Source organism: Bradyrhizobium sp. JYMT SZCCT0428 (genome assembly GCF_018131075.1).
Taxonomy (GTDB): Bacteria; Pseudomonadota; Alphaproteobacteria; order Rhizobiales; family Xanthobacteraceae; genus Bradyrhizobium.
Window position 1 is genome coordinate 56,872 of the sequence record NZ_JAFCLS010000030.1, and the last position, 25,213, is coordinate 82,084.

Genomic DNA, 25,213 nt, shown 5'->3' on the forward strand with positions numbered 1-25,213 from the left:
GATGCCTCGTTTTTGGCAGTATTGTGAATGCCGCCGCCGATGGCAAGCGGCTGCGCGCTATCGACGCATTGGGAATCGACAAGTCTACGTTCGGAACGCGCGAAAACCGCCTGATTGCGGGGCTTTCCGGGCTCTTAACCAGCCGGTTTGGATTCGCTCTTAGGTTTTGCGGCGGCGTTGGGCTTGGCTGGCTTTGCGGCCGGCTTATCGCCCGAAGCGGCAGGTTTCTCGGCCGGCCTGGCGGCGGGCTTGGCAGCTGCGGCAGGCTTGACAGCTGCCACAGGCTTGGCTGCGGCAGCAGGCTTTGCGGCGGCGTCCGGTTTGACATTCGCGTGCCGGACCGCGGCCGGCTTGGCCGCGGGTTTTGAGGCTGCGGTCTTGGCCTCAGACTTGGCCTTATCCGCGTCCGGCTTCTTCGCCGCGACCGCGACCCGCGATTTCTTTCCGCGTCGCGTAATCTGCTTCTGGTCATCCGCGGCCACGGCGGCAATCAACTCCGTGCCGGTCTTCTTCGGGCCGGTATAGACCACCATGGGCTCGCCAGCGGTGTACGCCGTCGCGAGCAGCTCCGAGGGCTTTGCCGTCGGCGCCTGCAGTCCTGCGGAAAAGAACGCCAGCGCCGGGCTTTCGCCCGCACCGGTGGCCACTGTCGTGTCCGCATCCTCGTCGGTGGCGGGGCGCTTGCGCTTGCCGTTGCACATCTCCTCGCGCAGGTTCGGCGGCGTAGCGTCGATCGGCACCAGATTGTCGACCGTGCCGAGCGAGGGTCGCAGCCATCCCAGCCCGTTGCTGGCAAAGCCGCGCTCCAGCAACTGGGCGGCGCGCACCGCGCGCGCCTGGCCGGAGGTCGAGCCGAGCACGACCGCTATCAGCCGCTTGCCGTCGCGCGTCGCCGAGGCCACCAGATTGTATCCGGACGCGCAGATGAAGCCGGTCTTGAACCCGTCGGCGCCGGCATAGCGGCCGATCAGCTTGTTGAAATTGTTGGTGGTGCGGCGGCCGAAACGGATCGCCGGGATGTGCATGAAATATTCGTATTCGGGCAGATCGCGAATCACGGCACGCGCCAAAATCGCAAGATCGCGCGCCGAGGTGATCTGGCCATCGGCGGGCAGGCCGTTCGGATTGACGTAGCTCGTCTGCGTCATGCCGAGCCGCTGTGCGGTCGCGTTCATCATCCCCGAGAAACCGTCGACGGAGCCGCCGACGCCTTCGGCGAGCACCACGGCCATGTCATTGGCCGACTTCACCATCACCATCGCCAGGGCGTTTTCGACGGTGACTTGCGTGCCCGGCTTGAATCCCATCTTCGACGGCGATTGCGAGGCTGCCACCGGCGAAACCGTCAGCACGCTGTCGAGGCGCAGGCGGCCTTCCTTGACGGCTTTGAGCGTGACGTAAGCCGTCATGATCTTGGTCACCGATGCCGGATACCAGGGCATCGTCGCATTTTCGGCCTGCAACACCTTGCCGGTTTCGGCTTCGACCACCAGCAACGCCTCGGCATACGCGGCGCGGGGCGTTGCGACCGCAAGCGCGGCGACGAGCAGGATCAGGTTCAACAATGGATGGCGAAGCAGCGGGCGAAGAAAATGCACTTTTGCGTTCCGGTCCTTTGAGACCCACCTTCGAAAAAGGAGGTCCTGAAATCTGACGTTCGGGTTTCAAGCGTGCGATCTTGAAACCTAATTTGCGCCGTCGCTCACGGCGGCTGCAAACCTATACCGGCTTGGTGATCGAGAACAGAGGCCGGGCAATTAAATCGTGGACGAAAAAAGGCGCAATTTCGCCGATAATTCAATGCGGATAGCGGCGCAGGGGAGGCTATTGTGTCTCAATGCTGGCCCGCGCGTCGGCCTGCACCATGAACTGGGCCCGCGCGAGTTCCGCAAAGCGGCCGCCCTTGGCCACCAGTTCATCGAAAGTTCCGCTTTCGATCACGCGGCCGTTGTCGAACACCAGGATGCGCGTCGCGTTGCGGATGGTCGAAAGCCGGTGCGCGATCACGAAGGTCGTGCGGCCCTTCATCACTTCATCGAGAGCGGCGTTGACTTTTGCCTCGGTGACCGCGTCGAGCGCGCTGGTGGCCTCGTCGAGGATCAGGATCGGCGGGTCCTTCAACAGCGCGCGCGCGATCGACAGCCGTTGCCGCTCGCCGCCGGACAGCATGCGGCCACGCTCGCCGGCATGGGTCTCGAATTTCTTGTCGCTGCGTTCGATGAATTCGAGCGCCTGCGCCCGCGACGCCGCGACGCGCATTTCCTCTTCAGTGGCGTCCGGTTTGCCGACGCGCAGATTGTCGGCGAGCGAGCGGTTGAACAGCAGTGCCTCCTGGAACACCACGCCGATATTCCGCCGCAGCGCCGTCAGCTTGAGGGCGCGGATGTCCATGCCGTCGATCTTGATAATGCCGGACTGCGGATCGAACGCGCGATGCAACAGTGCGATCGCGGTCGATTTGCCGGCGCCGGTCGGGCCGACCAGCGCGATGGTCTGGCCGGGCAAGGCGGTGAAGGAAAGATCCTCGATCGCGGGCCGCTTGCCGTCATAGGAAAACGAGACGTCGTTGAACTCGACCAGGCCCGAGAGCCGCCCGGTGTCGACAGCGCCGGGCCGGTCGCGCACCGCGGGCACGGCGTCCAATACGTCGAAGAATTCCTGCAGGCGCGGCGCTTCCATGAACACGCTGTTGATGAAGCTGACCACCTGTTCGAGCTTCTGGATCAGCATCGTCGCGAAAGAAACGAACATCACGATCTCGCCGACCGTGGTCAGTCCCTGCTGATGCAGATAGATGCCGACGGTGAAGATCGCGAGCACGGTGATGGTGGTGGAGGCGCGGGTGATCACGGTGACCAGCGCCCACCAGCCAAGCACCGGCATCTGCACCGCGAGCAGCTTGTCGGCGACGTAGCGCAGGCCCTGCACCTCGGCGTCGATGCGCACGAAGCTCTGCACCAGCGCGACGTTGCCGAGCGCGTCGGAAGCGCGCGCAGAGAGGTTTGAGTAATGCTCCTCCACCTCGCTCTGCATGCCATAAGTCTTGCGCACCACCAGCGTGGTCAGCACCGTGAATATCACGCACAGCAGGAACAACAGGATCGCCATCCGCCAGTTGATGTAGAGCGACAGCGGCAGCAGCACGACCAGCGACATGATCGCGGCAAAGTGCTCGCGGAAGAATCCGAGCCAGAGCCGCCACAGTGAATCCGTGCCGTTCAGCATCACCTTCATCAGCCGCCCGGAATGGGTGCCGGTGTGGAAGGTCAGCGGCAGCTGCATGATGTGCTCGAAATAGTCGGTCAGCACCGCCTGGCGCTGGCGGTGCGCCAGCTTGTCGGCATGGAGCGCGACGAGGGCGCTGCAGGCGATAGTGAACAGACCGAACCCCACCCAGGCCGCCAGCAGCGGCCACGCCGAGTTCGAGGCCAGCGGGCCGGTCTGCGGCTTGCCGGAGAGCACGTCGATGATCTTGCCGAACAGCACGGGCTCGGCGAATTGCGCGCCGGCCAGCAGCAGATTGGCGCCGGCCAGAATCCAGCCGAGCCGCGCCTCTTTGCCGAGCAGCTCGAGCACGCGGGTGTAAAGGCGAATCATGGACATGCCGCAAGCACTGGAGGGGCAACGGGGCGATCAGTCGAGCCGCATTCTAATCAGGGATCGCCGCCGAGAACCAGCGTCCGCGCGACTTTTACTCAATTGATCAGCCGGCCGTTGACGGGGGGCAGGAACTGGTCATCGAAAATATCAGCAGCTACCGGCCGCTTCTGGAATTTGAAGCCTTCCGCGAGCTGATCGATCGACCGCTCGAACCTCGCAATATCGATGCCGCCGATGCCATTGCGCCTGACCTCCCCGGTCAGGATATTGTCGCGCAGGATGGCGTTCAGCCGTTCGAGCTCCAGGTCGTGCGAGCCGCCGTCCATGCGGTTGACGATCTCGGTCACGGCGGCCGCGGGGTCCTTGATGGCCAGGTGCGTGCCGCCGATCACCGCCCGCACAAATCCCTTCACGGCTTCCGGCTTGGCGGCCGCCAGCGCCGGGTTGACGACAATGGCGAAACCGTAGGCGTCGCAGCCATAGTCGGCGAATTTCAAGACCGCCAGATCGTCGGCCGGCACGCCACGGTCTTTCAGGTTGATCGCCGACAGATAGGAAAATCCGGTGACGGCATCGATCTGGCCCGCCGACAGCATCGGCTCGCGCACCGCGGCGCTGATATTGCTTTGCTTGACGCTCGCGATCTTGATGCCGTTCTGCTTCGCCACCGCCGGCCATAGCCGGATCGAAAGATCGCCCTCGGCGACGCCGAGATTCTTGCCTTCGATGTCCGACAGCGCCCGGACGCCGCGGCTCTTGCGGGCGATGATGGCGTAGGGTGCCTTGTTGAACAGCACGAACACCGCCTTGACCGGCGGGACGCCCTGCTTGTCCTTGTCGCGAAAACGCACCAGCGCGTTGATGTCGACCAGCGCGAAATCGCTGGTGCCGGCGGCGACCCGCGCGATCGCATCCGGCGATCCGCTGGCGATGTTGATGGTGACGGCGAGCCCCTCGGCGGTGAACAGGCCGCCGGTGGCCGCCATCACGAACGGCGCGTCCGTCGCATCGATGGGGCGGTCGAGCGAGAATTGGATCGCGAGCGGCGGCCGCGGTTCGTCCGCGGCAAGGCTCGCTCCCGCACCAAAGCACACCACTCCGCAAAGGCCTGCAAGCAAGGCCAGCATCGAGCGAAGGGCGTTGGTTCGGCGTGCACGCATGAGCTTACGTCACTGGGAGATGGGACAAGTTGCCGCGTGGGCCAGGTTTGTTGGATCGCAGGTCTGTTTCAGGACAAGAACGCCGGCATTACAAGCGTTAAAGGCAGGCATTCTGTCGCATCCAACGTGAACGGGCGATGACTGCCACGATTTGGCCAGAGATCGTTCAGCTTGCATTTGGTTTGGGGAACCTAATATCCGCTCAGTGGTTAGCAATTCGAGGCCTGTCAGGCCAAGCTCCCACGGAGGATATTGAGATGTTTGCACGAACAGGAGTGTTTTCATCGATCGGCCGCGCCGGCGCGGTGGCGACGGTTGTCGCGGTAGCGCTGACGGCCTACCAGCCGTCGGCAGCTTTCGCCGGCTCCGCGCCCGCCAAGGGCGTGACGGCCACGACCGGCACCAGCGACGCGACGGACTTCAGCTCGCGCGGCAGGAGGTATTATGGCGGCGGCGGCGGCGCTGCGGCGGCTGCGGCCTTCGCCGGCATCGTCGGCACCGGCATCGCGATTGCGGCCACCCAGAACCGCCGGGCTTATTACGGTGACAGCTACGGTTACTACGACGGGGGCCCGGCCTATTACGCTGCTCCCCCGGCTTACTATGGCGGCGGCCCGTACTATGGCGGTGGCTACTACGGCTACGGTAACCGGTCCTACGGCGGCTACACGAATCCGAACGCCTGGTAATTCCAACGTCCGGTAATTGCGCGCGCTGCTAAGGCGGCTGTTAAACACGAATCCACCGGCCGCATCCGGCCGGTGGATTTTTTTGGTTGTGAGCCCGGCCGTTAACACGCTGGCCACGGCTTTCCACTAGGTTCGAAGAATGAGTGATTCGCTCGAGCGGCTCTATCAGGCGGTGATCGCGGCCAGGGATCTTGATCCGGCTACGTCGCGTACCGCCCGGCTGTTTCAGCGCGGCCCGGCCAAGATGGCCAAGAAGCTGGCTGAGGAAGCCATCGAAGTTGTGATCGACGCCGTCAACGGCAAGACCGATGCGGTGGTCCGCGAGAGCGCCGACCTTCTCTACAACCTGACCGTTCTGTGGGCAGCCGCCGGTGTGAAGCCCGAGGACGTCTGGCGTGAGATGGCGCGGCGCGAGCATATGCTCGGCATTGCCGAGAAGTTGCCGAAATCGACGGTCAAGCCGCCCAAAACAATTCCTGCCAAGGCGGCCCCCGCCAAGGCGTTGCCAAAAGCGGCGCCACCACCGGCGGTTCGGCGACGAATTGTCGCGCTGGAAGGCCGCAGCCTGCGAAAGCGGCACTAAATCTCCCAAAATTCGGTCGGTTGCCGGCATGGACAAATCCGCTCCATGATGGTTCATGCGGCCATGCTTAAACGATCTTACGACTGGTTCATCGGCGCCGCCGACAAGCCCTACGCGCTCTGGATTTTGGCCGCGGTATCGTTCGCGGAGAGCTCGTTCTTCCCGATTCCTCCCGACGTCATGCTGCTGCCGATGTCACTGGCGCGGCCGAAGCGGGCGTGGTGGTTCGCGACCGTGTGCACGATCGCCTCGGTTGCCGGCGGTGTGGTCGGATACGCGATCGGCGCGCTATTGTACGACTCGCTCGGGCAGTGGCTGATCAACATCTATGGTCTCAGCGGCAAGGTCGAAGCGTTCCGGCAGTCCTATGCCGAATGGGGCGCGCTGATCATTATCGGCAAGGGGCTGACCCCGATCCCGTACAAGCTTGTCACCATCACGTCAGGGTTCGCCGGCTACAATATCTGGCTGTTTATCGTGTGCTCGATCATCGCGCGCGGCGGCCGGTTCTTCGTGGTCGCGATCCTGCTCAACCGTTACGGCGACCTCATTCGCAGCGAGCTGGAAAAGCGGCTTGGCCTCTGGGTCGCGATCGGGGCCGTGGTGCTGGTGCTCGGGTTCGTCATTGCGGTCAAATTGGTCTGACCTGCGCGCGGGGCGCTCTGCCGGTCGAAAGACTTCAGACGACGCCCGCTTCCGGCTACGCTCGCTCCATGCCTGATCGAATCGGCCATCTTTTCAAGTCATTCGGGACGGCGTTCGCGGCCCCTTGCCTTGCGCTGTCGATGCTGGCGCTCGCGTCGGACGCCGGCTGGTCGCAAGGTGCACCTCAGCCCTCGCTCGGTGTCCAGTCACCAGCCCAGCAGCCGGTGCCGCAAGGACCGGCGCCGCAGCAGATCGAACCGCCGCCGCAGCAGCCGGAAAATCCCGGCCTGATCAATGAAATCGGCAAGCTGCTCGAGAAGTCCAAATCGATCCTGCCGAGCCTGAAGAGCCCAGGCGAGACCGACCCCAACACCCGCGCCCAGGATACTGCAAAGGATGCTGCAAAGGATACCGGCGACAGCCGGCCGAACATGGCGCTTCCGTCGATCATGGTCACAGGACGCGCGGCCTGCCTGGTGTCGGCCAATGGCGCGCCGGACTGCAAGGCGGGGGCCGACAGGCTGTGCCAGACCAAGGGTTACAGGGAAGGCAAGAGCCTCGACACCGACGCGGCCGAGAAATGTTCGCCGAAAGTGTTCATCCCGGGCCGCAAGCGCGAACCGGGCGACTGCAAGACCGAAAATTACGTGACCCGCGCGATATGCCAATAGCGTATGATGCGGACCCGCAGGGCCGCGTCAGCGCAACAGCGGGCGCCGGTTTTGCTCGGGACAAACGCGGGAGCGTTTGCCCGGAATCGTGCGCAAAAAAATAGCGCCAAAACGCAATACTTGACACTGGAAAGATTGCCTTGTTGGTATGACGTCTGGCATCTCTTGAGACTCTCGGGTTATGCCAATGCCAGTTCCGGAACACGCATAAGGATTGCTTCGAATGTCCATGCCAGCCTTGTTCAAGGGCCGTCTGTCGATCCCCGTCATCGGTGCGCCGCTGTTCATCATTTCCGTGCCTGATCTGGTGATCGCGCAGTGCAAGGCGGGTGTGGTCGGATCGTTTCCGGCGCTGAACGCACGGCCACCGGCGCTGCTCGACGAATGGCTGGCGCGGATCAAGGAAGAACTCGCGGCTCACGACAAGGCACATCCGGAAGCGCCCTCGGCGCCGTTCGCGGTCAACCAGATCGTGCACAAGTCGAACAACCGGCTCGATCAGGATCTGGCGCTTTGCGAGAAGCACAAGGTGCCGATGATGATCACCTCGCTCGGCGCGCGCGAAGAGCTCAACCAGGCGGCGCATGGCTGGGGCTGTGTCGTGTTCCACGACGTCATCAACCAGAAATTCGCGCACAAGGCGGTTGAGAAGGGCGCCGATGGCCTGGTGCTGGTGTCGGCCGGCGCCGGCGGCCATGCCGGCGAAATCTCGCCATTGGCCTTCGTGGCCGAGACGAGGCAATGGTTCGACGGTCCGATCGCGTTGTCGGGCGCGATTGCGAACGGCCGGGCGATTCGTGCGGCACGCATACTGGGTGCCGACTTCGCCTATATCGGCTCAGCCTTCATCGCCACCGCGGAGGCCAATGCGGTGGAAGGCTACAAGCAGATGATCACGGCCTCGACCGCGGAAGACATCGTCTATTCCAACCTGTTCACCGGCGTGCATGGCAATTATCTGAAGCCTTCGATCGTCGCCGCCGGCATGGATCCCGACAATCTGCCGACCTCGGATCCGTCGAAGATGAGTTTCGGCACCGATGCTTCGGGTGAGCGCGCCAAGCCAAAAGCCTGGAAGGAAATCTGGGGCAGCGGCCAGGGCGTCGGCAGCGTGGCAAAAGTCTTGCCGGCCGCCGAACTGATCGCAAGGTTCAAGAAGGAATACGCCGAGGCGATCGATCCGCCGCTGTGATGTTCTTCCTTCTCCCCTTACAAGGGGAGAGGGGAAGAAAGCGACGCTGATCGGCAGCGCCACCATCACACGTTCAAATTCATCCACACCGCTTTCGGCTCGGTAAAATTCTCGATCGCGGCCGAGCCGTGTTCGCGGCCGAAGCCGGAATCGCGGACGCCGCCCCACGGCAACCGCACGTCGGTATAGCCATAGGTGTTGATCCAGACCGTCCCGGCCTTTGCATTCCTTGCGAAACGCTGCACCCGCCCGATGTCGCGGCTCCACACCCCGGCCGCGAGGCTGTAGGCCGTGCCGTTGGCGATCCGCAGCGCATCGGCTTCGTCCTTGAACTTGATCACGCTGACGACGGGTCCGAAAATTTCCTCCTGCGAGATGCGCATCTCGTGTTCGACATTGGCGAACACGGCGGGGCTGATGAAATAGCCGCGGGTGCCGACGCGTATCCCGCCGGTGATCAGCAGCGCGCCTTCCTTTTGGCCGATATCGACATAATCGAGGATGCTCTTCATCTGCTTTTCAGAGATCACGGGCCCGAGCGCCGTCGCGCGATCACCGGGATCGCCGATGCGGATCGACTGGGCGCGTTGCGTCAGCCGTTCGACCACTTCGTCGTAGACCTTCTCATGGACCAGTACGCGGGAGCCGGCCGAGCATACCTGTCCGGCGTTGAAGAATATTCCTGACGCTGCCGCCTTGCTGGCCGCCTCGATATCGGCGTCGTCGAAGATCACGTTGGCAGACTTGCCGCCGAGTTCGAGCGACACCCGTTTGAAGTTGCCGGCGGCACCGCGCAGGATGCCGCGGCCGACGCCTGGCGAGCCCGTGAAGGTGACCTTGTCGACATCAGGATGATTGACCAGCGCGTCGCCGACGACCCGGCCGGGGCCGGTCACGATGTTGAGCACGCCAGGCGGCAATCCGGCTTCGAGCGCCAGCTCGCCGATCCGCAGCGCCGACAGCGAGGTCAGTTCGGCAGGCTTCATCACGATGGTGCAGCCGCAGGCGAGCGCGGGCGCCAGCTTCCACATCCCGATCATCAGCGGAAAATTCCAGGGAACGATCGCCGCGACCACGCCGACCGGCTCGCGCACCGTGTAGGTCAGCGCGTCGTCCCGCGTCGACACCACCTCGCCGTGGATCTTGTCGGCCCAGCCCGCGTAGTAGGTCAGCGTGTCGATGGCGGCTGGCAAATCCTGCCGCAGCACGCCTGAAATCGGCTTGCCGGCATCGAGGCTTTCGAGCGCTGCGATTTCGTCCGCGTGCTTCTTCATCAGCTCCGCAAGTCGGAGCAGGATCTGCCCGCGCTCGGAGGCGCGCATGCTGCGCCAGGGGCCTTCAAAGGCGCGGCGGGCCGCGGCCACGGCGCGATCGGCGTCGGCCTCGTTGCCTTCCGCCACAGTGGCGATGACCTGTTCGGTGGCTGGATTGAGCGTCTTGAAGGTGCGTCCGGTGATCGAAGGCACGTGCTGTCCGCCGATCAGCAGCAAGCGGGGTTTGGCAGCCGCAATCGCGGGCTCAGCGGCGGCGTAATCATATGCAATAGACATCATATTTCCTCCGTTTCTATATCTCAAACTAAGAGGATATTCGCCGCAGTAAATATGATATGATCTGCCTATGGGCTGCAAAGATATGCAGTAGATTTCATAGGCTGAGCGCCAATGCACCACATCGAGATCGAAACCGTCTGGCGATTTCACAAGGAGGGCAGCCCGCAGACCGCCGTGGTGATGCTCGGAATTCTCAACGAGATCCGTAAAACCGGAAAACTCACCAGCGCGGCCACGCACGCCCATCTGTCCTACCGCCATGTCTGGAATCTGGTCGAGCAATGGTCGGAGTTTTTCGGTGTGCCGCTGGTCGAGACCCATCGCGGCAAGGGCACGACGCTGACCGCGTTCGGCGAAAAGCTGGTCTGGGCCGGTGAGCGGATGCAGGCCCGTCTCGGGCCGCAGCTTGAAAATCTGGCGCAGGAGCTTGCGACCGAGATCAAGCCGTTCCTGCAGCAGCGTCCGTCCGTGATCCGCGTCCACGCCAGCCATGGTTTTGCGGTTTCGAAACTGCGCGAACTGCTCGACCGCGAACCCGGCATCGGCGTCGACCTGCGCTATGTCAGCAACCAGAATTCGCTGCTGTCGCTGGCGCAGGGCGCCTGCGATCTCTCCGGCGTGCATCTGCCGCGCGGCGAGTTGCGGGCGCAGGGCATCCGTGCCTGCAAGGAATGGCTCGATCCGCGCGAGGACCGCGTCATCAGTTTCGTGACGCGCGAAATGGGATTGATGGTCAAGCCGGGCAACCCGCTCAAAATTGCATCCATCAAGGATATCGTTGATAGCAAGGCGCGCTTCGTGAACCGCGACCATGATTCCGGAACGCGGCTGCTGTTCGATCAGTTGCTGGTGTTGCACAGGATCGACGAAGCGAAAATCAACGGCGCCCAGCAGATGGAATTCACCCACGCGGCGGTCGCCGCCTACGTCGCCAGCGGCATGGCCGATGTGAGTTTTGGCGTCGAGGCGGCCGCGCGGCAGTTCGGGCTCGATTTCATCCGGCTGCTGACCGAGGATTATTTCTTTGTCTGCAAGCGCGCGTTCCTGGAGACCGAGCCGATGCGCAGAGTCATCGACATCATGAAGGGCCGCGAGTTCCAGCGCGAGGTGGCGAGCCTGCCCGGCTATGTCGCGACCGACACCGGCACGGTCAGCAACGTCAAGGCGTTTCTGGAGAGCGTGGGTAGCGGAGCGGCGTGAGGACTTTCGCGAACGTCGACGCGCTCCTTCCCGTCATGGCGGGGCATAGCCGTCTGAAGGACGGCGTCGCTTCCGCTCGCCTATGCCCGGCCATTCACCTCTTTCTTGCTTAGGCGAAGCTAAGACGTGGATGCGCGGCACAAGGCCGGGCATGACGAGGCACAAGATGATATCGTTACGCCCATCCACGCTTCCGACGGATGGGATCGATGACGACCAAACAGGATCTAAGCGCGCGTGTAGCACTGGTGACGGGTGGCTCGCGCGGCATCGGCGCGGCGATTGCTTTGATGCTTGCCGAGCAAGGTGCCGCGGTCGCGGTCAATTATCGCGAGCGCGCGGATGACGCGGAAGCTGTCGTCGCCCAAATCAAGGCCGGTGGTGGCCACGCCATCGCCGTTGCCGCCGATGTGTCGCAGGCCGCCGCCGTCACAAAGATGGTCGAACAGGTCGCGCGCGATCTCGGCCCGATCGACATTCTCGTCAACAATGCCGGCATCGCGATCGTGCGCAGCGTCGACGAACTTTCCGAGGCTGATTTCGACCGCACCATCACAGTCAACCTGAAGTCGGTCTTCCTGTGCACGCAAGCCGTGCTGCCGGCAATGCGGGCGCGCCGATGGGGCCGCATCGTCAACATCTCCTCGGGTGCCGCGCGCGGCGCCGGCGCCATCGGCCCGCACTACAACGCCTCCAAGGCCGGCATGGAGGGACTGACGCGAGGGTACGCGGCGCGGCTGGTGAAGGAAGGGATCACGGTCAACAATGTCGCGCCGTCGCTGATCGAAACCGACATGATGCGCGGCCGCACCGATCTTGCGCGCAATATTCCGCTGGGCCGAATGGGGCAACCTGAGGAAGTGGCGCAGGCCGTCGCGATGGTACTCGGCAACGACTACATGACCGGGCAAACCATTATCCTCAATGGCGGCATGGCCTTCATTTGACGTAAGGCGTGAGTGCGTTGCGTGCGAATGGCGCACAGGGCTCTGTGCCGCCGAGCTCTCGACTCGCGCAAGCGGAGCGGGCAGAAAAGCGCTTTCCTTCTTCTCAGGGGATCATTGACTGATGGACGCTATCTTTCGCGTGGACGGCAACAGCGTCCTGACCAGTCCCCACGCGGCGGGGCCGTGGGACCCGAGCATGCAGCACGGCTCACCGCCGGCAGCATTGGTAGTCTGGGCGGCAGAAGCGTTGCCGACGCCGGTACCGATGCGGATCGCGCGGGTGACGGTGGATTTGATGCGCCCGGTGCCGGTCGCGCCGCTGACGATCGAGACCGAGATTCTGCGCGAAGGCCGCAAGATCCAGCTCTGCGCGGTAAAACTTCGCGCCAACGGCGTCGTCGTGGTCGCCGCCACTATTTTGAAGATCAAGCTGCAGGCCAACGAACTGCCGCCGGAGGCCGAGATTGAACCGGTAACATTGCCGGGACCGGAGCAATCGCGGGTCGAGCCCGCGGATTTTTCCTCCAGCCCGTTCGTGGCGGGCATGTCGCTGCGCGCCGCGCGCGGCCGGTTCGGCGTCCCCGGTCCGGGCGCGATCTGGTATCGCGTCGACCGGCCGATCGTCGAAGGGGCGGCGGTCTCTCAGGCAATGCGGGCGATGGTGGCCGCGGATTTCTGCAACGGTACTTCGGCGGTGCTGGATTTCAGGCAATGGACGTTTCTCAACGCCGACCTCACCGTCAATTTCGCGCGCCAGCCGGCCGGTGACTGGATGCTGCTCGACGCGGAATCCTGGATCGGTCCCGACGGCGCGGGCCTCGCGATGGCGCGGCTGGCCGATGAACACGGCTATTTCGGCCGTGCCGTCCAGAGCCTGGTGATCGAGCGGCGTTGAGGCGAGGGCGATCGGCCGGTCAGCCGATTTGGCTCGGCGCAAACCGATCAAATTGCCACCACTTTCGGTGACCGCCACCGCTCGCCTGTAACTTCGGGTAGCTCCCGTGTCGTTCTCCCGGCGCCACGCGGCCGCTGAATGAGTTGTCATAATTAATCAACCATTAACCAAATCAGTCCCATCCTTAATTATTCAGTAACCAGGAATGGGTGGATCCACCATGCAGGCAACAGCGGGGGCAACGCGACAATTGGTTCGCATGCGGGGCCGCTCGTATGTCGCCTTCGTGTTCACGCCGGAGATTCCGATTCTCGGCTGGCTCGAGGAGATCGATGCGACATTGGCGCGTTCGCCGGGCTTCTTCGTCGGCAAGCCTGTCGTGCTCGATCTGGCGGCGCTGGACCTCAGCCGCGCGGCCATCACCCACCTCGTCAATAATCTGGAAGAACGCAACATCCGCGTGCTGGGGATCGAGGGCGTGGATGCCGAAAAGCTGACCACCAGCATGCCGCCGCTGCTGACCGGCGGTCGTTCCTGCGTCATCACGCGAACCGAGCCTGTGGAAAAGCCCGAAGAAAAGGTCGAGGCCAAGCCGAAGCCGAACTCGCTGCTGCTCGAAAGTCCGGTCCGCTCGGGCCAGTCGATCGTCTTCACCGATGGCGATGTCACCGTGCTGGGCTCGGTCGGCTCGGGTGCGGAAATCGTCGCCGGCGGATCGATCCATGTTTACGGCACGCTGCGCGGCCGGGCGATGGCCGGCGTCAACGGCAATTCGTCGGCCAGGATTTACTGCCAGAAGATCGAGGCGGAACTGCTCGCCATCGACGGTTACTACCAGACTGCTGAAGAAATCGACGCCTCGCTGCGGAACCGCCCGGCCCAGGCCTGGCTGCAAGGCGACACTATGAAAATTACACCGCTGAATTAATCGGCTACGGAGATCAATTATGGCAAAGGTCCTGGTCGTTACATCAGGCAAGGGCGGCGTTGGAAAGACGACGTCCACGGCCGCGCTCGGTGCGGCGCTGGCCCAGGCCGGCGAGAAGGTCGTCGTCATCGACTTCGACGTCGGCCTGCGCAACCTCGATCTGGTGATGGGCGCGGAACGGCGCGTGGTGTTCGACCTCATCAACGTGGTGCAGGGCGTCGCCAAGCTTCAGCAGGCGCTGATCCGCGACAAGCGCCTGGAGAATCTGTGGTTACTGCCGGCTTCCCAGACCAGGGACAAGGACGCGCTGACCGACGAAGGCGTCGGCCGGGTCATCGCTGAGCTGCGGACCAAGTTCGACTGGATCCTGTGCGACAGTCCCGCAGGCATCGAACGCGGCGCGATGCTGGCGATGCGTTATGCGGACGAAGCCGTGATCGTCACCAACCCGGAAGTCTCCTCGGTGCGCGACTCCGACCGCATCATCGGGATGCTCGATTCGAAAACCGTCAAGGCGGAAAAGGGCGAGCGGGTGACCAAGCACATCCTGATCACAAGGTTCGATCCGGCGCGCGCGGCGCGCGGCGAGATGCTCAGCATCGACGACATCCTGGAAATTCTCGCCACGCCGCTGCTCGGCATCATCCCCGAGAGCCAGGATGTGCTTCGCGCCTCGAATGTCGGCTCTCCCGTCACCCTGAACAATGTGGCCAGTGCGCCGGCCCGCGCCTATACCGACGCGGTCCGCCGCCTGATGGGCGAAACCGTCGACATGGTCGTCCCCACCGAACGCAGGGGATTTATGAACCGATTGCTCGGACGGAGGGCGGCATGAGTATGAATCTGCTTCGCCTGTTCAGCGGCCGCAAGGCAACCGCCCCGGTGGCGCGGGAGCGGCTACAGATTCTGCTGGCGCACGAGCGCGGCCTGCGCGGTCAACCGGACCTGCTGGCGACGCTGCGCGAGGAGATCCTCGCCGTGGTTTCGCGGCACATCCAGCTCGACCCCGACAAGGTCACGGTCAAGCTTGACCGCGGCCCGGCTGTGTCGACGCTCGAAGTCGATATCGAAGTGCCGAATAATTTCGAGAAGACCAAGGCTCACGCTGAAAGGCGAGCAGGGGCGGCTTGATACCGGCCTGGTAGCCGCGCCATGGCGCTGCGGCGGGGAGCGCCGTTCCCCGCTTGCGTGAAGCCCGGCCGTCCAACGCTGGCCATGTCACCAAGGAATTTCCGGCTGCTGGCCGGAAAATGGCGCGATGTGATCGGAATTTCCCCTTGCTGGTTCCATCCCCGGGGAACCCCCTGATATCGCCGGAGTTGCCCTCCGTTAGGGGGCCTCATGAACGCAGCTGCAATACTCACGGACAAGGCGAAATCGGGCGTGTGGGGCCTGGACGACATCCTGTCTGGCGGCTTTACGCGTGGCCATCTGTTTCTGCTCGAAGGTGAGCCCGGCACCGGCAAAACCACCATTGCGCTGCAATTCCTGATGGAAGGCGCGCGGGCCGGCGAAAAGTGCCTCTACGTCACCTTGTCCGAAACCGAACGTGAGCTGCGCGAGGGCGCGGCGTCCCATGGCTGGGCGCTCGATGAGCGTATCGACATCTTTGAATTGTTGCCGCCGGAGAGCCTGCTCGATTCCGAACAGCAGCAGAGCCTGCTCTATTCGTCCGATCTCGAACTCGGCGAGACCACCAAGCAGATATTCGAAGCCGTGGAACGCACGCGGCCGGCCCGGGTGGTTCTGGACAGTCTTTCCGAAATCCGGCTGCTGGCGCAAAGTTCGCTGCGGTATCGGCGTCAGATCCTGGCGCTCAAGCATTATTTCGCGAAGTTCAATACCACCGTCATGCTGCTAGACGATCTGACCGCCGAGGCCGCGGACAAGACCGTCCACAGTGTGGCACACGGCGTGGTGCGGCTGGAGGAGCTGGCGCCGGCCTACGGCGCAGAGCGAAGGCGGGCGCGCGTCGTCAAATATCGTGGCGTGAAGTTTCGCGGCGGCTATCATGACGCCACCATCACCACCGGCGGGATGAATGTCTTTCCGCGGCTGGTGGCCTCGGAGTTTCGCAGGGCGGTTGAGCGAACCACGATGTCCAGCGGCATCGCCGAGCTCGACAGGCTGCTGGGTGGCGGTGTCGAGTCAGGGTCGAGCACCCTGATCCTCGGGCCCGCGGGAACCGGCAAGTCGCTGGCCGCGATTACCTTCATTGTCGCGGCGATCGCGCGCGGTGAAAGGGCGGCGTTGTTCGTGTTCGACGAGGAGCTCGGGCTGTTGTTCTCGCGGATGATCGGGCTCGGCATCAATCTCGAGGAAATGCAGCGCAGCGGCAGCCTGTTCATCGAGCAGGTCGATGCCGCGGAGCTGTCGCCCGGTGAATTCGCGCATCGCGTCCGCAAGCGGGTCGACGACGACCAGATCAAGACCGTCGTGATCGACAGCCTCAACGGCTATCAGGCCGCCATGCCCGAAGAAAATTCCCTGATCCTGCACGTGCATGAATTGCTGCAATATCTGAACCGCCAGGGTGCTGCGACATTCATGACGGTGGCACAGCATGGACTGATCGGAGATATGAAGGCGCCGGTGGATGTCACGTACCTTGCCGATACGGTTGTGCTGCTGCGCTATTTCGAAGCGCTGGGCAGCGTGCGGCGTGCGATGTCGGTCATCAAGAAGCGTACCGGCATGCACGAATCGACGATTCGCGAATATCGCATCGGCAATCGCGGACTGACGATCGGTGAACCGCTGGACGGTTTCCATGGCGTTCTGCGTGGCGTTCCGGTTTATGTTGGCGAAGGCCAGCCGTTGCTGCAAGAACGCCACTTGTTCGAGGAGCAGGAGCGGTGAAACCGGGCGCATCGTCTGAGCGCGCCGTCATTCTCGCACCGACCGGGCGCGATTCGTCCGTGGCCGCTACGCTCATCAAGGAAGCGGGGTATTACGCCAATACCTGCAGCGATCTTGCCGGCTTGATCCATGAGATCGAAAGCGGGGCTGGCCTTGCGGTCGTCGCTGACGAGGCGATCAAAACCGCGGATCTCCGGGGATTGGTGGATTGGCTGAGCAGCCAGCCGCCATGGTCGGATTTCCCGATCGTGCTGCTGACGCGACAGGGTGGCGGTCCCGAGCGCAATCCGGACGCGATGCGGCTCGGGCAAATCCTGGGCAATGTCACCTTCATCGAGCGCCCTTTCCATCCGACGACGCTTGTCAGCATTGTCGGTTCTGCAGTCCGGGCCAGGCGCCGCCAGTACCAGACCCGCTCGATCCTCGCCGATCTCACCGAAAGCGAAGGCCTGCTGCAGACGGCGTTGAATGCCGGTCATCTCGGGGCGCTTGAACTGCATTTGCCGGAATACAGACTCGAAGCATCGGAAACCTGCGCGCGCTTTTTCGGCCGCAAGCCGGGCGAGTCTTTTACTTTTCAGGACTTGTCGGCCGCGGTTCATCCCGACGACCGGGAGCGCCGCCTTGAAGCCATCGATCAGGCGATCAAGACCGGAGCGGACTACCGCATCGAATATCGGATTATCTGGCCCGACGGTTCGCAGCATTGGGTGGACACCCGCGCCCGCGCGGTGCGGCTGCCGGACGGCAGCATCAAGTCACTGGTCGGCGTCTGCTCTGACATTACCGCGCGCAAGATTGCGGAAATCGAGCGTGAGGCGCTGCTCGCGCAACTCGCCGCCGAACGCACCGCGTTGGCCGAATTGACCGCCACTCTCGAACAGCGCGTCGAGCAACGTACCGCCGATCTGATGAAAGAAGTCGCCGCGCGTGAAAAGGCACAGGAACAGTTACGCCAGGCGCAGAAGATGGAGACGATCGGGCAGCTCACCGGCGGCGTGGCGCATGATTTCAACAATCTGCTGATGGCCGTGATGGGCAACCTCGATCTGTTGCGCAAGCGCATGCCGGACGATCCCCGGCTTCACCGCCTGGTCGACGGCGCCATGCAGGGCGCGGAACGGGGGGCGTCATTGACCCAGCGCCTTCTGGCCTTCGCGCGTCAGCAGGATTTGCGCGCGATCTCGGTCGACCTCCGTTCGCTGATTCAGGATATGACCAACCTGCTGGAGCGGTCGCTCGGCCCGCGCGTGGAAGTGCGGCTGGACATCAAGGACGGCCTGCCTCCGGCGCGCATCGACCCCAACCAGCTTGAGCTTGCGATCCTCAATCTGGCGATCAATGCGCGCGATGCGATGCCCGACGGCGGTCCGATCGACATCAGGCTGGACGAGCAGAAGATCACCGGGGATGCGGTGCTGACGCCTGGCCGTTATCTCAGGCTGTCCGTCGTCGATACCGGCACCGGCATGACATCGGAGACGCTGGAGCGGGCGATTGAACCCTTCTTTTCGTCCAAGCCACTCGGCAAGGGCACCGGCCTTGGCCTGTCGATGGTCCACGGCCTGGCGGTGCAACTCGGTGGCGCTTTGCGGCTTGCAAGCGCGGTTGGGAAAGGCACCACCGCAACGCTGATGCTGCCGGTAGCTACCGCCGCACCGGAGGTCGAGGCTCCGGCGCCGGCGACGCAAGGCACCAGACGCTCCGCCGTGATCCTGTTTGTCGATGACGATCCGCTGATTGCCATGTCGACCATGGAGATGCTGGAAGACCTCGGTCACCACGTGATCGGCGCCAATTCGGGCCTGCATGCGCTCGACATTCTCAGGAGCGAGCAGCCGATCGATTTGATGATGACCGATCACGTGATGCCCGGGATGACCGGCATTGAACTCGCGGCTGCGACGCGTCAGGTGCGGCCGTCGCTACCGATCCTGCTGGCAACAGGTTATGCGGAGTTGCCCGACGGCGCGCAGCTCGATCTGCCGCGGCTTGCAAAACCTTATCACCAGGACCAGTTGCGCGAGCGGCTCGATCAGTTGCTGGCGTGAGCCGGAAATTTACCCCACCATCCGGTCGCGGCCGGTCCAGAAGCCTGCCTTCAGCACCTTCTTGTCGACCTTGCCGACGCCGGTCATCGGCAACTCCGTGACGAATTTGATGTGCTTTGGCGCGTGCGCCGAGCCTTTTTTCGCTTTGACGAGGTTGATCAGTTCATCCTCGCTGGGCCGCGCACCTTCGCGGACCACGACCACCGCGGTGACGGCCTCGCCCCATTTGTCGTCGGGAACGCCGACCACGGCGACCATCGCGACATCGGCATGTTGCGACAAGACGTCCTCGACCTCGCGCGGAAAAATGTTGAAGCCGCCGGAGACGATCATGTCCTTCTTGCGGTCGAGGATGAACATATAGCCGCGCTCGTCCTTGCGAGCGATGTCGCCGGTATGCAGCCAGCCGTTCTTCAGCGTTTCGGCGGTTTGCTCCGGCCGCTTCCAGTATTCGGCCATCACATGCGGCGCGCGCACGCATATTTCGCCTGCCTCGCCGGTCGCAACCTCCTGGTCGTTGTCGTCGAGCACCTTGACGTCGCAGGCCGAGATCGGAAATCCGCAGGACAAAAACAGTTCCGGCGTCCCGGGATCGTGGTCTGCCTTGCGCAGCACCGACACCGGATAGCATTCGGTCTGGCCGTAGAGCTGCGAAAATACCGGCCCGATCCGCTCGATGCCTTCGACCAGGCGGCTCGGCGACATCGCCGATGCGCCGTAGAGCAGCAATTCGAGTGAGGAGAGGTCGGTCTTGTCGAGCGCGGGATGATCGAGCATGACGTAGATCATCGTCGGCACGAACAGCGTGAAATTGATGCGTTCGCGCTCGATGGTCTTGAACACGGCCTCGGGATCGAAGCCTTTCTGCATGTGCACGGTGCCGCCGCGGATCAGGGTCGGCAGCACCTTTGTGCCGGCGACGTGGCTGATCGGCGCCACGGTGAGATAGCTCGGCCGGTCCGGGATTTCGAAATCGGCCAGGATCGCGCTGGCGAAGCCGCCATACTCGCGGTGGGTGCGCAGCGCGCCCTTGGATTTGCCGGTCGTGCCGCCGGTGTAATTCAGCGTCGCGATATCGTCCGGCCCGGCGAAGCTGCGTGCCGTGGCGCTGCCTGCGGCCTCGACCGCTTTCAACAGGTCGGCACCGTAAGGGGCGGGGCCGAGGGTGAAGATCGTCTTCAGGCCGGTGCCTCTGGCTGCGAGTTCGCCGCCGCGATCGCGAAAATTGGCGCCATCAACCACCAGCATCTGCGCTTCGGAATCCTCCAGCTGAAACAGCTGGTCGTCCAGCGAGCCCAGCGGATGCAGCCAGGTGATCGCGAGCTGCGACAATTGCGCGGCGACGCCGGCGCACCAGGTGTCGGCGCGGTTGGCGGTGAGAAACGCGACGCGCGTGCCAGGCTTGAAGTTCAATTGCATGAACACGCTTTGGATGCGGCCGATGAGGTCGGTCGCGCCCTGATAGGTGATCGATCCGCCCGGCCAGCTGAACGCCGTCCGCTCCGGATACCGTGCCAGCGCGCGCAGCGTCTGTTCGCAAACGGCTGGAAACGCGTAGAGCGGATTGCCCATCTTTCATCCTCCCGAACTTTTTGTAATTGGCCTTCGATCGTGCCAATGTTTTTCCAACGCTAGCACAACGACGAACCTGCTCAAGCCACAATGACGCAATCCATCGATCCGCTCTCGCGATTTCGCGACCGCCTCAGCCTGCCGCTGATCGCGGCGCCGATGTTTCTCGTCTCCGGCGTCGAGCTCGTGGTCGCCGCATGCCGCAACGGCGTGATCGGCTCGTTTCCGACGGTGAATTGCCGCAGCCCCGAGCAGCTCGATGAATGGCTCGGCGAGATCGAAGGCCGTTTGCAGCGTCATTCGGACGAGAGCGGCAAGCCCGCGGCGCCGATCTGCCCCAATCTGATCGTCCACCGCTCCAATGCGCGGCTGGAGCAGGACCTTGAAGTGCTGCGGCGGCACAAGCCCGAGATCGTCATCACCTCGGTCGGATCGCCGGCACAGGTCGCGGCGCCGTTGCATGATGCCGGTGCGCTCGTCTTCGCCGATGTCGCCAGCATCCGCCACGCCGAACGCGCGGTCGCTGCCGGCGCCGACGGGCTGGTGCTGCTCACGGCGGGCGCGGGCGGCCAGACCGGCTGGCTCAACCCGTTCGTGTTCGTGCGCGCGGTACGCGGCTTCTTCGACGGGCCGCTGGTGCTTGCCGGCGGCATCAGCGACGGCCACGCCTTGCGCGCGGCGCAGGCGCTCGGCTGCGACCTCGCCTACATGGGCACCAGGTTCATCGCCACGCGCGAGAGCATGGCGGATCCGAGATACAAGGAGATGCTGGTGGCGAGCAGCGCCGACGATATTCTGCTGACCACGGCTTTCACGGGATTGCAGACCAACATGCTGCGGCCGTCGATCGAGGCTGCCGGCCTCGATCCCGACGACCTGCCGGCGCGTGGCGCCATCGATATCGGCAAGGACATCGACATCGGCGCGCGCGAAAGCCGCCCCAAGCGCTGGAAAGACATCTGGAGCGCCGGCCATTCCACCTCGGGGGTGACGGAAGTGCTTGGCGTCGATGAACTCGTGGCACAGACGCTTGCGGAGTACCGCGCTGCGACGGCGAAAATTCAGATCACCTAATTCGCCACAAAATACCAATTCTTGTCGTAGTGAACGAGCTGGCTCGGCGGCTTGTCGTCGAACTCGAAGAAGTCCTTGGGATCGCTGCCCGGCGGCACGTGCAGGAAGCCGGTGAAATAGTGTTTTAGGCCGCGCGAGGTCAGGAACAGCACGTAGGTGCCGTCTTTGGCCGTGTCGACGACGATGTCGTTTCCGCCGGCGGAAACGTTGGGCTCGGTTGCGCCCAGCGCGATCATGGATTTGTTGTAGGGGACGTTCGGCTTGAGCTCGCCGGTCTCGACGCGGGCCACGATCCGTTCGCGGTCGGCGCGGTGCCAGTGGAAATTCCGTTGCAGCGCGACCTTCTGCAGCGGCGCGTAGACCAGCAGCGCCAGCGTCGCCGCGCACATCAGGAACGGGATCGCGAATCTTGCGCCGCCCCGTGGGATGCGAAGCAGCAGCGTCGCCGTCCAGAGGCAGCAGCCGAAGAACATCAGCGCCGTCAGCGGCAGGATGCCGAGCAGCACAAGGGCGGACGGCCACTCGGCCATCGACAATTCGAAGGTCGCGAGCAGCAGCGTGCCGATCGAAATGCCCGCGGCCGCCAGCAGCGCTGATCGGACCGACGGCTTGGCCGCGGCGGTCGTCGTTTCAGGTATCGCGTCCGTCATCAAAGGGCCGTTCTCGCCGCCGTTTCGCCCTTTAACGGGCCGTTAACCAAATCCGCCCCAACAATAGAACCACAGGATAGCCGGCCGCCACGGCCGGGCGGTCCGCAAATAAGGGGGCGCAAGATGGATTTCGATCAGTTTTATGCCAAAACCCCGGCCACCATCGACGAAATCAGGTGGCGGGTGACCCGCGCGCTGGACCGGCATCCGCTCTGCCGCAACGTCGAATTCGACATCGTCAGCATGCCCCGCACCGGCAAAAGCAACTGGACCATCAGCCTGCGCTCGGTCGCCCCCGATGCACTCTGGGAGGCCTCCGATATCGTCGCCGACATCCAGGAAGCCTACGATCTGGCCGCTGCGGCCTGATTTCTTGCCGATTCGGCGCGATTCTCGCACTTTTCCGGGGGCACTAACCCCTTGAGCGGCATGGTAAAGCCTTAATTACCGTCCAGCTTTCGGGCATCCTCGGTAGCGTTTTCGAGCGAGGTGGATACCGGTTCGCGTCAAGAAACGCGTCAAAAACAAAAAGACTGGAGCCGACAGGCTCCGGGATCGGCGGAATGGAGACGTTGTTGACCAAAGTCATTACGATCGTTGCGTTGACCTGTTCTCTCGTGGTCGCCGCCGCCGCCACCGCAATTCTCGGCCGCGATAGCCTGTTCGGTGCGCAGTACGAACTGGCCTCCGCACCGGCTGCGGTCCAAACTCCGGTCTCGAACAAGGAAAGCAAGAAGGACAAGCTCGCCATTGCGACGATGGCGCTGGCCGCGTTTGAACCGCCGCAGGCTGCGCCCGTGCTGAGCGAGCCGCTGCGCCAAGCCTATGCTTCGACCGCGCCGGCCGATCTTGGAATTCCGAAAGTCGCCGCACCCGCCCTGGCGCCTGCCGCCGCGCCGCCCAAGCCCAAAGCCGCCGCCAAGCCGGCCCCGCAGAAGAATTACGCGCTGCTCAGCGACATCCAGATCGCCGGGATCAAGGAGCGCCTCAAGCTTTCCGCCTCGCAGGAATCCTACTGGCCGCCGGTGGAGACCGCTTTGAAGGCTGTCGCCCGCAAGATCCACGCAAAGCGTCAGGCCGATCCCAATGCGGCGGGTGGCATTCCGATCGATCCCGAAGCGGAAGAAGTCCAGCAGCTGAAATCGGCGGCGATGCCGTTGTTGTTCCAGTTGCGCGAAGACCAGAAGAGCGAAGTGCGCTCGCTCGCCCGCATCATCGGGCTCGAAAAAGTAGCCTCCATGATCTGAGCGATTGCGGCGGCCGCAGCGCACGCCGCCGGTTCCACCGTTTCCACATTTTCCCGTATCGGAACATCGGTCCTACCCGCGCGTTTTCCCGCGTGGATTAAGGAGCCGAGCCAATGCGCATTTCGACGGCATATTTCGCAGGCGTGGGAACCGTGGTCGCGGCTGTTGTCGTGGGCCTTGGCGGCGGCATGTTGATTTCGAACATCGTCAGCCCGCATGCGCCCAAGATCGAAACGAGCAAGCTTGAGCTGCGGATGTCGGAGAAGCCGATCCCGGTGAAGGCTTCGTCGGAACCGGCACCGAACGTGGCGGCGGTCGCACCGAATGTAGCGCAGACCCAGCCGCAGAACGAACCCGTCACGACGACCTCGACGCAAGCACAGCCCGCTGGAGCCGCAGCCAGCACGCCCGCAGCGTCACCGCAACCGACGACCGCGGCACCCGTGACGCAGGCGGCAACGTCTGAAAAGACAAACCCTGAACCGGTCAAAACGCCCGAAGCCGCTTTTGCCAAAACGCGCGATAGCGATATCAGGGCGCGCGACATCGCCGACGTGAAGTCACGCGACGCCGATATCAGGCGAGAGGCAAGACGCGCCGCCGAGGAGAAGCGCAAGGCCGAGCGTCGTGAGCACTGGGTTGAACGACGCCGGCCGCGGCAGGATCAGGAGCTTCGCGAGGTCGAGGAGAAGGTCCGCGAAGAGACCGAGCCGCGGCAGGTCTTTGCGACCGAGCCGGTGACGCCACGGGTCAGATTGTTCGATCTGGACTGATCGATCCACGACCTGACGATCCAGATCGCAACAGCTATCCGCCGCGCGATTCCACCACCTTGCGACAGGGGTCGGAGAGTTTCGACTTGTTGTCGCGCAGGCAGGCGTTCATCTGCGGCGGCTTGCCGATATGCTCGGCGCAGAATTTCCCGGCATCGGAACGGCAAGCCATCTGCTCTTCGCGGCTCGGCCCGGATTGGGCTGAGGCCAGCCCACTGCCCGCGAACAGAAAGATCAGCGAGACGAGGGCGGTTGCGGCAGGCGTGGATTTCTGAACTGGCTTTTTCATGGATCACCTGGCTGGGGCGTTGACGGGTTGAACGAGCGTTCGCGGAAACTCGTCGAGGCTGGCTGCGCGGTCCATGCCATGTTCATGGCAGCGAAAATTCCCCTGTAACCGCCCCGCGACATCGACACACCATCTTCATGGGATGTTGCCGCATGCCGGTCTGGCCCAAGTACCTCTCCACGTCGGCTGCGGTGACCGGTCGGTCCATTGCAGGCTGCACGGCAAATCAGGAGAGGTTACATGTTGAGGAATTCTGGATGGCTGCGCGCCGGTCTGACCGTGGCGGCGCTTTCGACCGTGGCAGCGCTTTCGCTTCATGCCGGCTCGGCCCAGGCGGCGGTGGTCTATTGCAAGACGGCCGGCGTGCCGCAGGGCTGCGTGGTGCGGCCGACGCCGGTGGCCGCGGTAGCGGTTGCCACACCCCGCGTCGGCGTCGTTGGCGTCGGCGCGCGCGGCGTCGGTGTCCGCCCCGGAACAGCGTGGAATCGTGGCGGCCCGGTCAACCGCGTCGGGCGGCGGTGAGCGACGACGGCGCTCTTGTCTTACCTCGCCCCGCTTGCGGGGAGAGGTCGGATTGCGCAGCAATCCGGGTGAGGGGGTACAGGTCTATCGATAGATCGAAATGGAGGAGAGGC

General features: G+C 63.6%; 25 protein-coding genes. 18 read left to right on the forward strand and 7 right to left on the reverse strand.

What is annotated here, in order from left to right:
* Positions 1-134: 134 nt before the first annotated feature.
* The 3 genes from JQ575_RS27545 to JQ575_RS27555 form a co-directional block, all read right to left on the reverse strand.
* Positions 135-1,598: a D-alanyl-D-alanine carboxypeptidase family protein gene (locus JQ575_RS27545; RefSeq protein ID WP_212036322.1), complete on the reverse strand. Its 1,464-nt coding sequence runs from the start codon at positions 1,596-1,598 to the stop codon at positions 135-137.
* A gap of 226 nt (positions 1,599-1,824) precedes the next feature.
* Entirely contained in the window at positions 1,825-3,603 is a 1,779-nt protein-coding gene (locus JQ575_RS27550; RefSeq protein ID WP_212036323.1) for a glucan ABC transporter ATP-binding protein/ permease, read from the reverse strand.
* A 92-nt stretch (positions 3,604-3,695) separates the two neighbouring features.
* The gene (locus JQ575_RS27555) at positions 3,696-4,760 is read right to left on the reverse strand and encodes an ABC transporter substrate-binding protein (RefSeq protein ID WP_212036324.1); all 1,065 of its coding nucleotides are present in this window, start codon (positions 4,758-4,760) and stop codon (positions 3,696-3,698) included.
* A gap of 257 nt (positions 4,761-5,017) precedes the next feature.
* On the opposite strand from JQ575_RS27555, the gene JQ575_RS27560 reads away from it, so the two are divergent.
* The 5 genes from JQ575_RS27560 to JQ575_RS27580 all read left to right on the forward strand — a co-directional run bounded on the left by JQ575_RS27560 (position 5,018) and on the right by JQ575_RS27580 (position 8,540).
* Positions 5,018-5,449 carry a hypothetical protein gene (locus JQ575_RS27560; protein WP_212036326.1) on the forward strand — a complete coding sequence of 144 codons (432 nt, stop codon included), beginning with the start codon at positions 5,018-5,020 and terminating at the stop codon, positions 5,447-5,449.
* Positions 5,450-5,588: 139 nt separating this feature from the next.
* Positions 5,589-6,032, forward strand: coding sequence for a phosphoribosyl-ATP diphosphatase (gene hisE, locus JQ575_RS27565; protein WP_212036331.1), 444 nt, complete (start codon positions 5,589-5,591; stop codon positions 6,030-6,032).
* A 63-nt stretch (positions 6,033-6,095) separates the two neighbouring features.
* Positions 6,096-6,677, forward strand: a complete 582-nt coding sequence (locus tag JQ575_RS27570; RefSeq protein WP_212036333.1) for a YqaA family protein — start codon at positions 6,096-6,098, stop codon at positions 6,675-6,677.
* Between the two features lie 68 nt (positions 6,678-6,745).
* A complete protein-coding gene (locus tag JQ575_RS27575) occupies positions 6,746-7,348 on the forward strand; it encodes a hypothetical protein (protein WP_409364829.1) in 603 nt (200 codons plus the stop codon).
* A gap of 223 nt (positions 7,349-7,571) precedes the next feature.
* Positions 7,572-8,540: a nitronate monooxygenase family protein gene (locus JQ575_RS27580; RefSeq protein ID WP_212036335.1), complete on the forward strand. Its 969-nt coding sequence runs from the start codon at positions 7,572-7,574 to the stop codon at positions 8,538-8,540.
* A gap of 65 nt (positions 8,541-8,605) precedes the next feature.
* On the opposite strand, the gene JQ575_RS27585 is transcribed toward JQ575_RS27580, so the two are convergent.
* Positions 8,606-10,090 carry an aldehyde dehydrogenase family protein gene (locus tag JQ575_RS27585; RefSeq protein ID WP_212036337.1) on the reverse strand — a complete coding sequence of 495 codons (1,485 nt, stop codon included), beginning with the start codon at positions 10,088-10,090 and terminating at the stop codon, positions 8,606-8,608.
* 114 nt (positions 10,091-10,204) lie between these two features.
* Between JQ575_RS27585 and JQ575_RS27590 the strand changes: the two genes are divergently transcribed.
* The 8 genes from JQ575_RS27590 (at position 10,205) to JQ575_RS27625 (ending at position 18,973) form a co-directional block, all read left to right on the forward strand.
* Entirely contained in the window at positions 10,205-11,293 is a 1,089-nt protein-coding gene (locus JQ575_RS27590; RefSeq protein WP_212036339.1) for a substrate-binding domain-containing protein, read from the forward strand.
* A 209-nt stretch (positions 11,294-11,502) separates the two neighbouring features.
* The gene (locus tag JQ575_RS27595) at positions 11,503-12,240 is read left to right on the forward strand and encodes an SDR family NAD(P)-dependent oxidoreductase (protein WP_212036341.1); all 738 of its coding nucleotides are present in this window, start codon (positions 11,503-11,505) and stop codon (positions 12,238-12,240) included.
* Positions 12,241-12,361: 121 nt separating this feature from the next.
* On the forward strand, positions 12,362-13,135 hold the full coding sequence (locus JQ575_RS27600) for a thioesterase family protein (RefSeq protein ID WP_212036342.1): 774 nt from the start codon (positions 12,362-12,364) through the stop codon (positions 13,133-13,135).
* A gap of 220 nt (positions 13,136-13,355) precedes the next feature.
* A complete protein-coding gene (gene minC, locus JQ575_RS27605) occupies positions 13,356-14,063 on the forward strand; it encodes a septum site-determining protein MinC (protein WP_212036344.1) in 708 nt (235 codons plus the stop codon).
* A 19-nt stretch (positions 14,064-14,082) separates the two neighbouring features.
* Positions 14,083-14,898 (forward strand): septum site-determining protein MinD, encoded by an 816-nt coding sequence (gene minD, locus JQ575_RS27610; protein WP_212036345.1) that lies wholly within the window; start codon positions 14,083-14,085, stop codon positions 14,896-14,898.
* Entirely contained in the window at positions 14,895-15,194 is a 300-nt protein-coding gene (minE, locus tag JQ575_RS27615; RefSeq protein WP_212036347.1) for a cell division topological specificity factor MinE, read from the forward strand. Before minD ends, minE begins: the two co-directional genes overlap by 4 nt.
* Before the next feature lie 210 nt (positions 15,195-15,404).
* On the forward strand, positions 15,405-16,922 hold the full coding sequence (locus tag JQ575_RS27620; protein WP_212036349.1) for an ATPase domain-containing protein: 1,518 nt from the start codon (positions 15,405-15,407) through the stop codon (positions 16,920-16,922).
* 59 nt (positions 16,923-16,981) lie between these two features.
* Positions 16,982-18,973, forward strand: a complete 1,992-nt coding sequence (locus tag JQ575_RS27625) for an ATP-binding protein (protein WP_312016037.1) — start codon at positions 16,982-16,984, stop codon at positions 18,971-18,973.
* Positions 18,974-18,982: 9 nt separating this feature from the next.
* Here the strand turns inward: JQ575_RS27625 and JQ575_RS27630 are convergent, their stop codons facing one another.
* Positions 18,983-20,545 carry an AMP-binding protein gene (locus JQ575_RS27630; RefSeq protein WP_212036352.1) on the reverse strand — a complete coding sequence of 521 codons (1,563 nt, stop codon included), beginning with the start codon at positions 20,543-20,545 and terminating at the stop codon, positions 18,983-18,985.
* A gap of 90 nt (positions 20,546-20,635) precedes the next feature.
* Here JQ575_RS27630 and JQ575_RS27635 point away from each other — a divergent pair, with 90 nt between their 5' ends.
* Positions 20,636-21,619, forward strand: coding sequence for a nitronate monooxygenase family protein (locus JQ575_RS27635; RefSeq protein ID WP_212036353.1), 984 nt, complete (start codon positions 20,636-20,638; stop codon positions 21,617-21,619).
* On the opposite strand, the gene JQ575_RS27640 is transcribed toward JQ575_RS27635, so the two are convergent.
* Positions 21,616-22,269, reverse strand: a complete 654-nt coding sequence (locus tag JQ575_RS27640) for a hypothetical protein (RefSeq protein WP_212036354.1) — start codon at positions 22,267-22,269, stop codon at positions 21,616-21,618. The genes JQ575_RS27635 and JQ575_RS27640 overlap by 4 nt on opposite strands.
* Positions 22,270-22,392: 123 nt before the next feature.
* Here JQ575_RS27640 and JQ575_RS27645 point away from each other — a divergent pair, with 123 nt between their 5' ends.
* The 3 genes from JQ575_RS27645 to JQ575_RS27655 all read left to right on the forward strand — a co-directional run bounded on the left by JQ575_RS27645 (position 22,393) and on the right by JQ575_RS27655 (position 24,289).
* On the forward strand, positions 22,393-22,638 hold the full coding sequence (locus JQ575_RS27645) for a hypothetical protein (protein WP_192735271.1): 246 nt from the start codon (positions 22,393-22,395) through the stop codon (positions 22,636-22,638).
* A gap of 206 nt (positions 22,639-22,844) precedes the next feature.
* Positions 22,845-23,516 (forward strand): hypothetical protein, encoded by a 672-nt coding sequence (locus JQ575_RS27650; protein ID WP_212036355.1) that lies wholly within the window; start codon positions 22,845-22,847, stop codon positions 23,514-23,516.
* Between the two features lie 113 nt (positions 23,517-23,629).
* Positions 23,630-24,289 carry a hypothetical protein gene (locus tag JQ575_RS27655; protein ID WP_212036356.1) on the forward strand — a complete coding sequence of 220 codons (660 nt, stop codon included), beginning with the start codon at positions 23,630-23,632 and terminating at the stop codon, positions 24,287-24,289.
* A gap of 34 nt (positions 24,290-24,323) precedes the next feature.
* Here the strand turns inward: JQ575_RS27655 and JQ575_RS27660 are convergent, their stop codons facing one another.
* Positions 24,324-24,578, reverse strand: a complete 255-nt coding sequence (locus JQ575_RS27660) for a cysteine rich repeat-containing protein (RefSeq protein ID WP_249166926.1) — start codon at positions 24,576-24,578, stop codon at positions 24,324-24,326.
* 240 nt (positions 24,579-24,818) lie between these two features.
* Between JQ575_RS27660 and JQ575_RS27665 the strand changes: the two genes are divergently transcribed.
* On the forward strand, positions 24,819-25,100 hold the full coding sequence (locus JQ575_RS27665) for a hypothetical protein (RefSeq protein WP_212036357.1): 282 nt from the start codon (positions 24,819-24,821) through the stop codon (positions 25,098-25,100).
* Positions 25,101-25,213: the final 113 nt, after the last annotated feature.

Excerpts from the sequence above, each read along its gene's own strand:
- JQ575_RS27645 (WP_192735271.1), top strand. The coding sequence starts at position 22,393 with ATGGATTTCGATCAGTTTTATGCCAAAACCCCGGCCACCATCGACGAA.
- JQ575_RS27575 (WP_409364829.1), top strand. The coding sequence starts at position 6,746 with ATGCCTGATCGAATCGGCCATCTTTTCAAGTCATTCGGGACGGCGTTC.
- JQ575_RS27550 (WP_212036323.1), bottom strand. The coding sequence starts at position 3,603 with ATGTCCATGATTCGCCTTTACACCCGCGTGCTCGAGCTGCTCGGCAAA.
- JQ575_RS27555 (WP_212036324.1), bottom strand. The coding sequence starts at position 4,760 with ATGCGTGCACGCCGAACCAACGCCCTTCGCTCGATGCTGGCCTTGCTT.
- JQ575_RS27655 (WP_212036356.1), top strand. The coding sequence starts at position 23,630 with ATGCGCATTTCGACGGCATATTTCGCAGGCGTGGGAACCGTGGTCGCG.
- JQ575_RS27570 (WP_212036333.1), top strand. The coding sequence starts at position 6,096 with ATGCTTAAACGATCTTACGACTGGTTCATCGGCGCCGCCGACAAGCCC.
- JQ575_RS27585 (WP_212036337.1), bottom strand. The coding sequence starts at position 10,090 with ATGTCTATTGCATATGATTACGCCGCCGCTGAGCCCGCGATTGCGGCT.
- JQ575_RS27635 (WP_212036353.1), top strand. The coding sequence starts at position 20,636 with ATGACGCAATCCATCGATCCGCTCTCGCGATTTCGCGACCGCCTCAGC.
- hisE (WP_212036331.1), top strand. The coding sequence starts at position 5,589 with ATGAGTGATTCGCTCGAGCGGCTCTATCAGGCGGTGATCGCGGCCAGG.
- JQ575_RS27600 (WP_212036342.1), top strand. The coding sequence starts at position 12,362 with ATGGACGCTATCTTTCGCGTGGACGGCAACAGCGTCCTGACCAGTCCC.
- minD (WP_212036345.1), top strand. The coding sequence starts at position 14,083 with ATGGCAAAGGTCCTGGTCGTTACATCAGGCAAGGGCGGCGTTGGAAAG.
- JQ575_RS27630 (WP_212036352.1), bottom strand. The coding sequence starts at position 20,545 with ATGGGCAATCCGCTCTACGCGTTTCCAGCCGTTTGCGAACAGACGCTG.
- JQ575_RS27665 (WP_212036357.1), top strand. The coding sequence starts at position 24,819 with ATGTTGAGGAATTCTGGATGGCTGCGCGCCGGTCTGACCGTGGCGGCG.
- minC (WP_212036344.1), top strand. The coding sequence starts at position 13,356 with ATGCAGGCAACAGCGGGGGCAACGCGACAATTGGTTCGCATGCGGGGC.
- JQ575_RS27595 (WP_212036341.1), top strand. The coding sequence starts at position 11,503 with ATGACGACCAAACAGGATCTAAGCGCGCGTGTAGCACTGGTGACGGGT.
- JQ575_RS27620 (WP_212036349.1), top strand. The coding sequence starts at position 15,405 with ATGAACGCAGCTGCAATACTCACGGACAAGGCGAAATCGGGCGTGTGG.
- JQ575_RS27560 (WP_212036326.1), top strand. The coding sequence starts at position 5,018 with ATGTTTGCACGAACAGGAGTGTTTTCATCGATCGGCCGCGCCGGCGCG.
- JQ575_RS27640 (WP_212036354.1), bottom strand. The coding sequence starts at position 22,269 with ATGACGGACGCGATACCTGAAACGACGACCGCCGCGGCCAAGCCGTCG.
- minE (WP_212036347.1), top strand. The coding sequence starts at position 14,895 with ATGAGTATGAATCTGCTTCGCCTGTTCAGCGGCCGCAAGGCAACCGCC.
- JQ575_RS27590 (WP_212036339.1), top strand. The coding sequence starts at position 10,205 with ATGCACCACATCGAGATCGAAACCGTCTGGCGATTTCACAAGGAGGGC.
- JQ575_RS27660 (WP_249166926.1), bottom strand. The coding sequence starts at position 24,578 with ATGAAAAAGCCAGTTCAGAAATCCACGCCTGCCGCAACCGCCCTCGTC.
- JQ575_RS27580 (WP_212036335.1), top strand. The coding sequence starts at position 7,572 with ATGTCCATGCCAGCCTTGTTCAAGGGCCGTCTGTCGATCCCCGTCATC.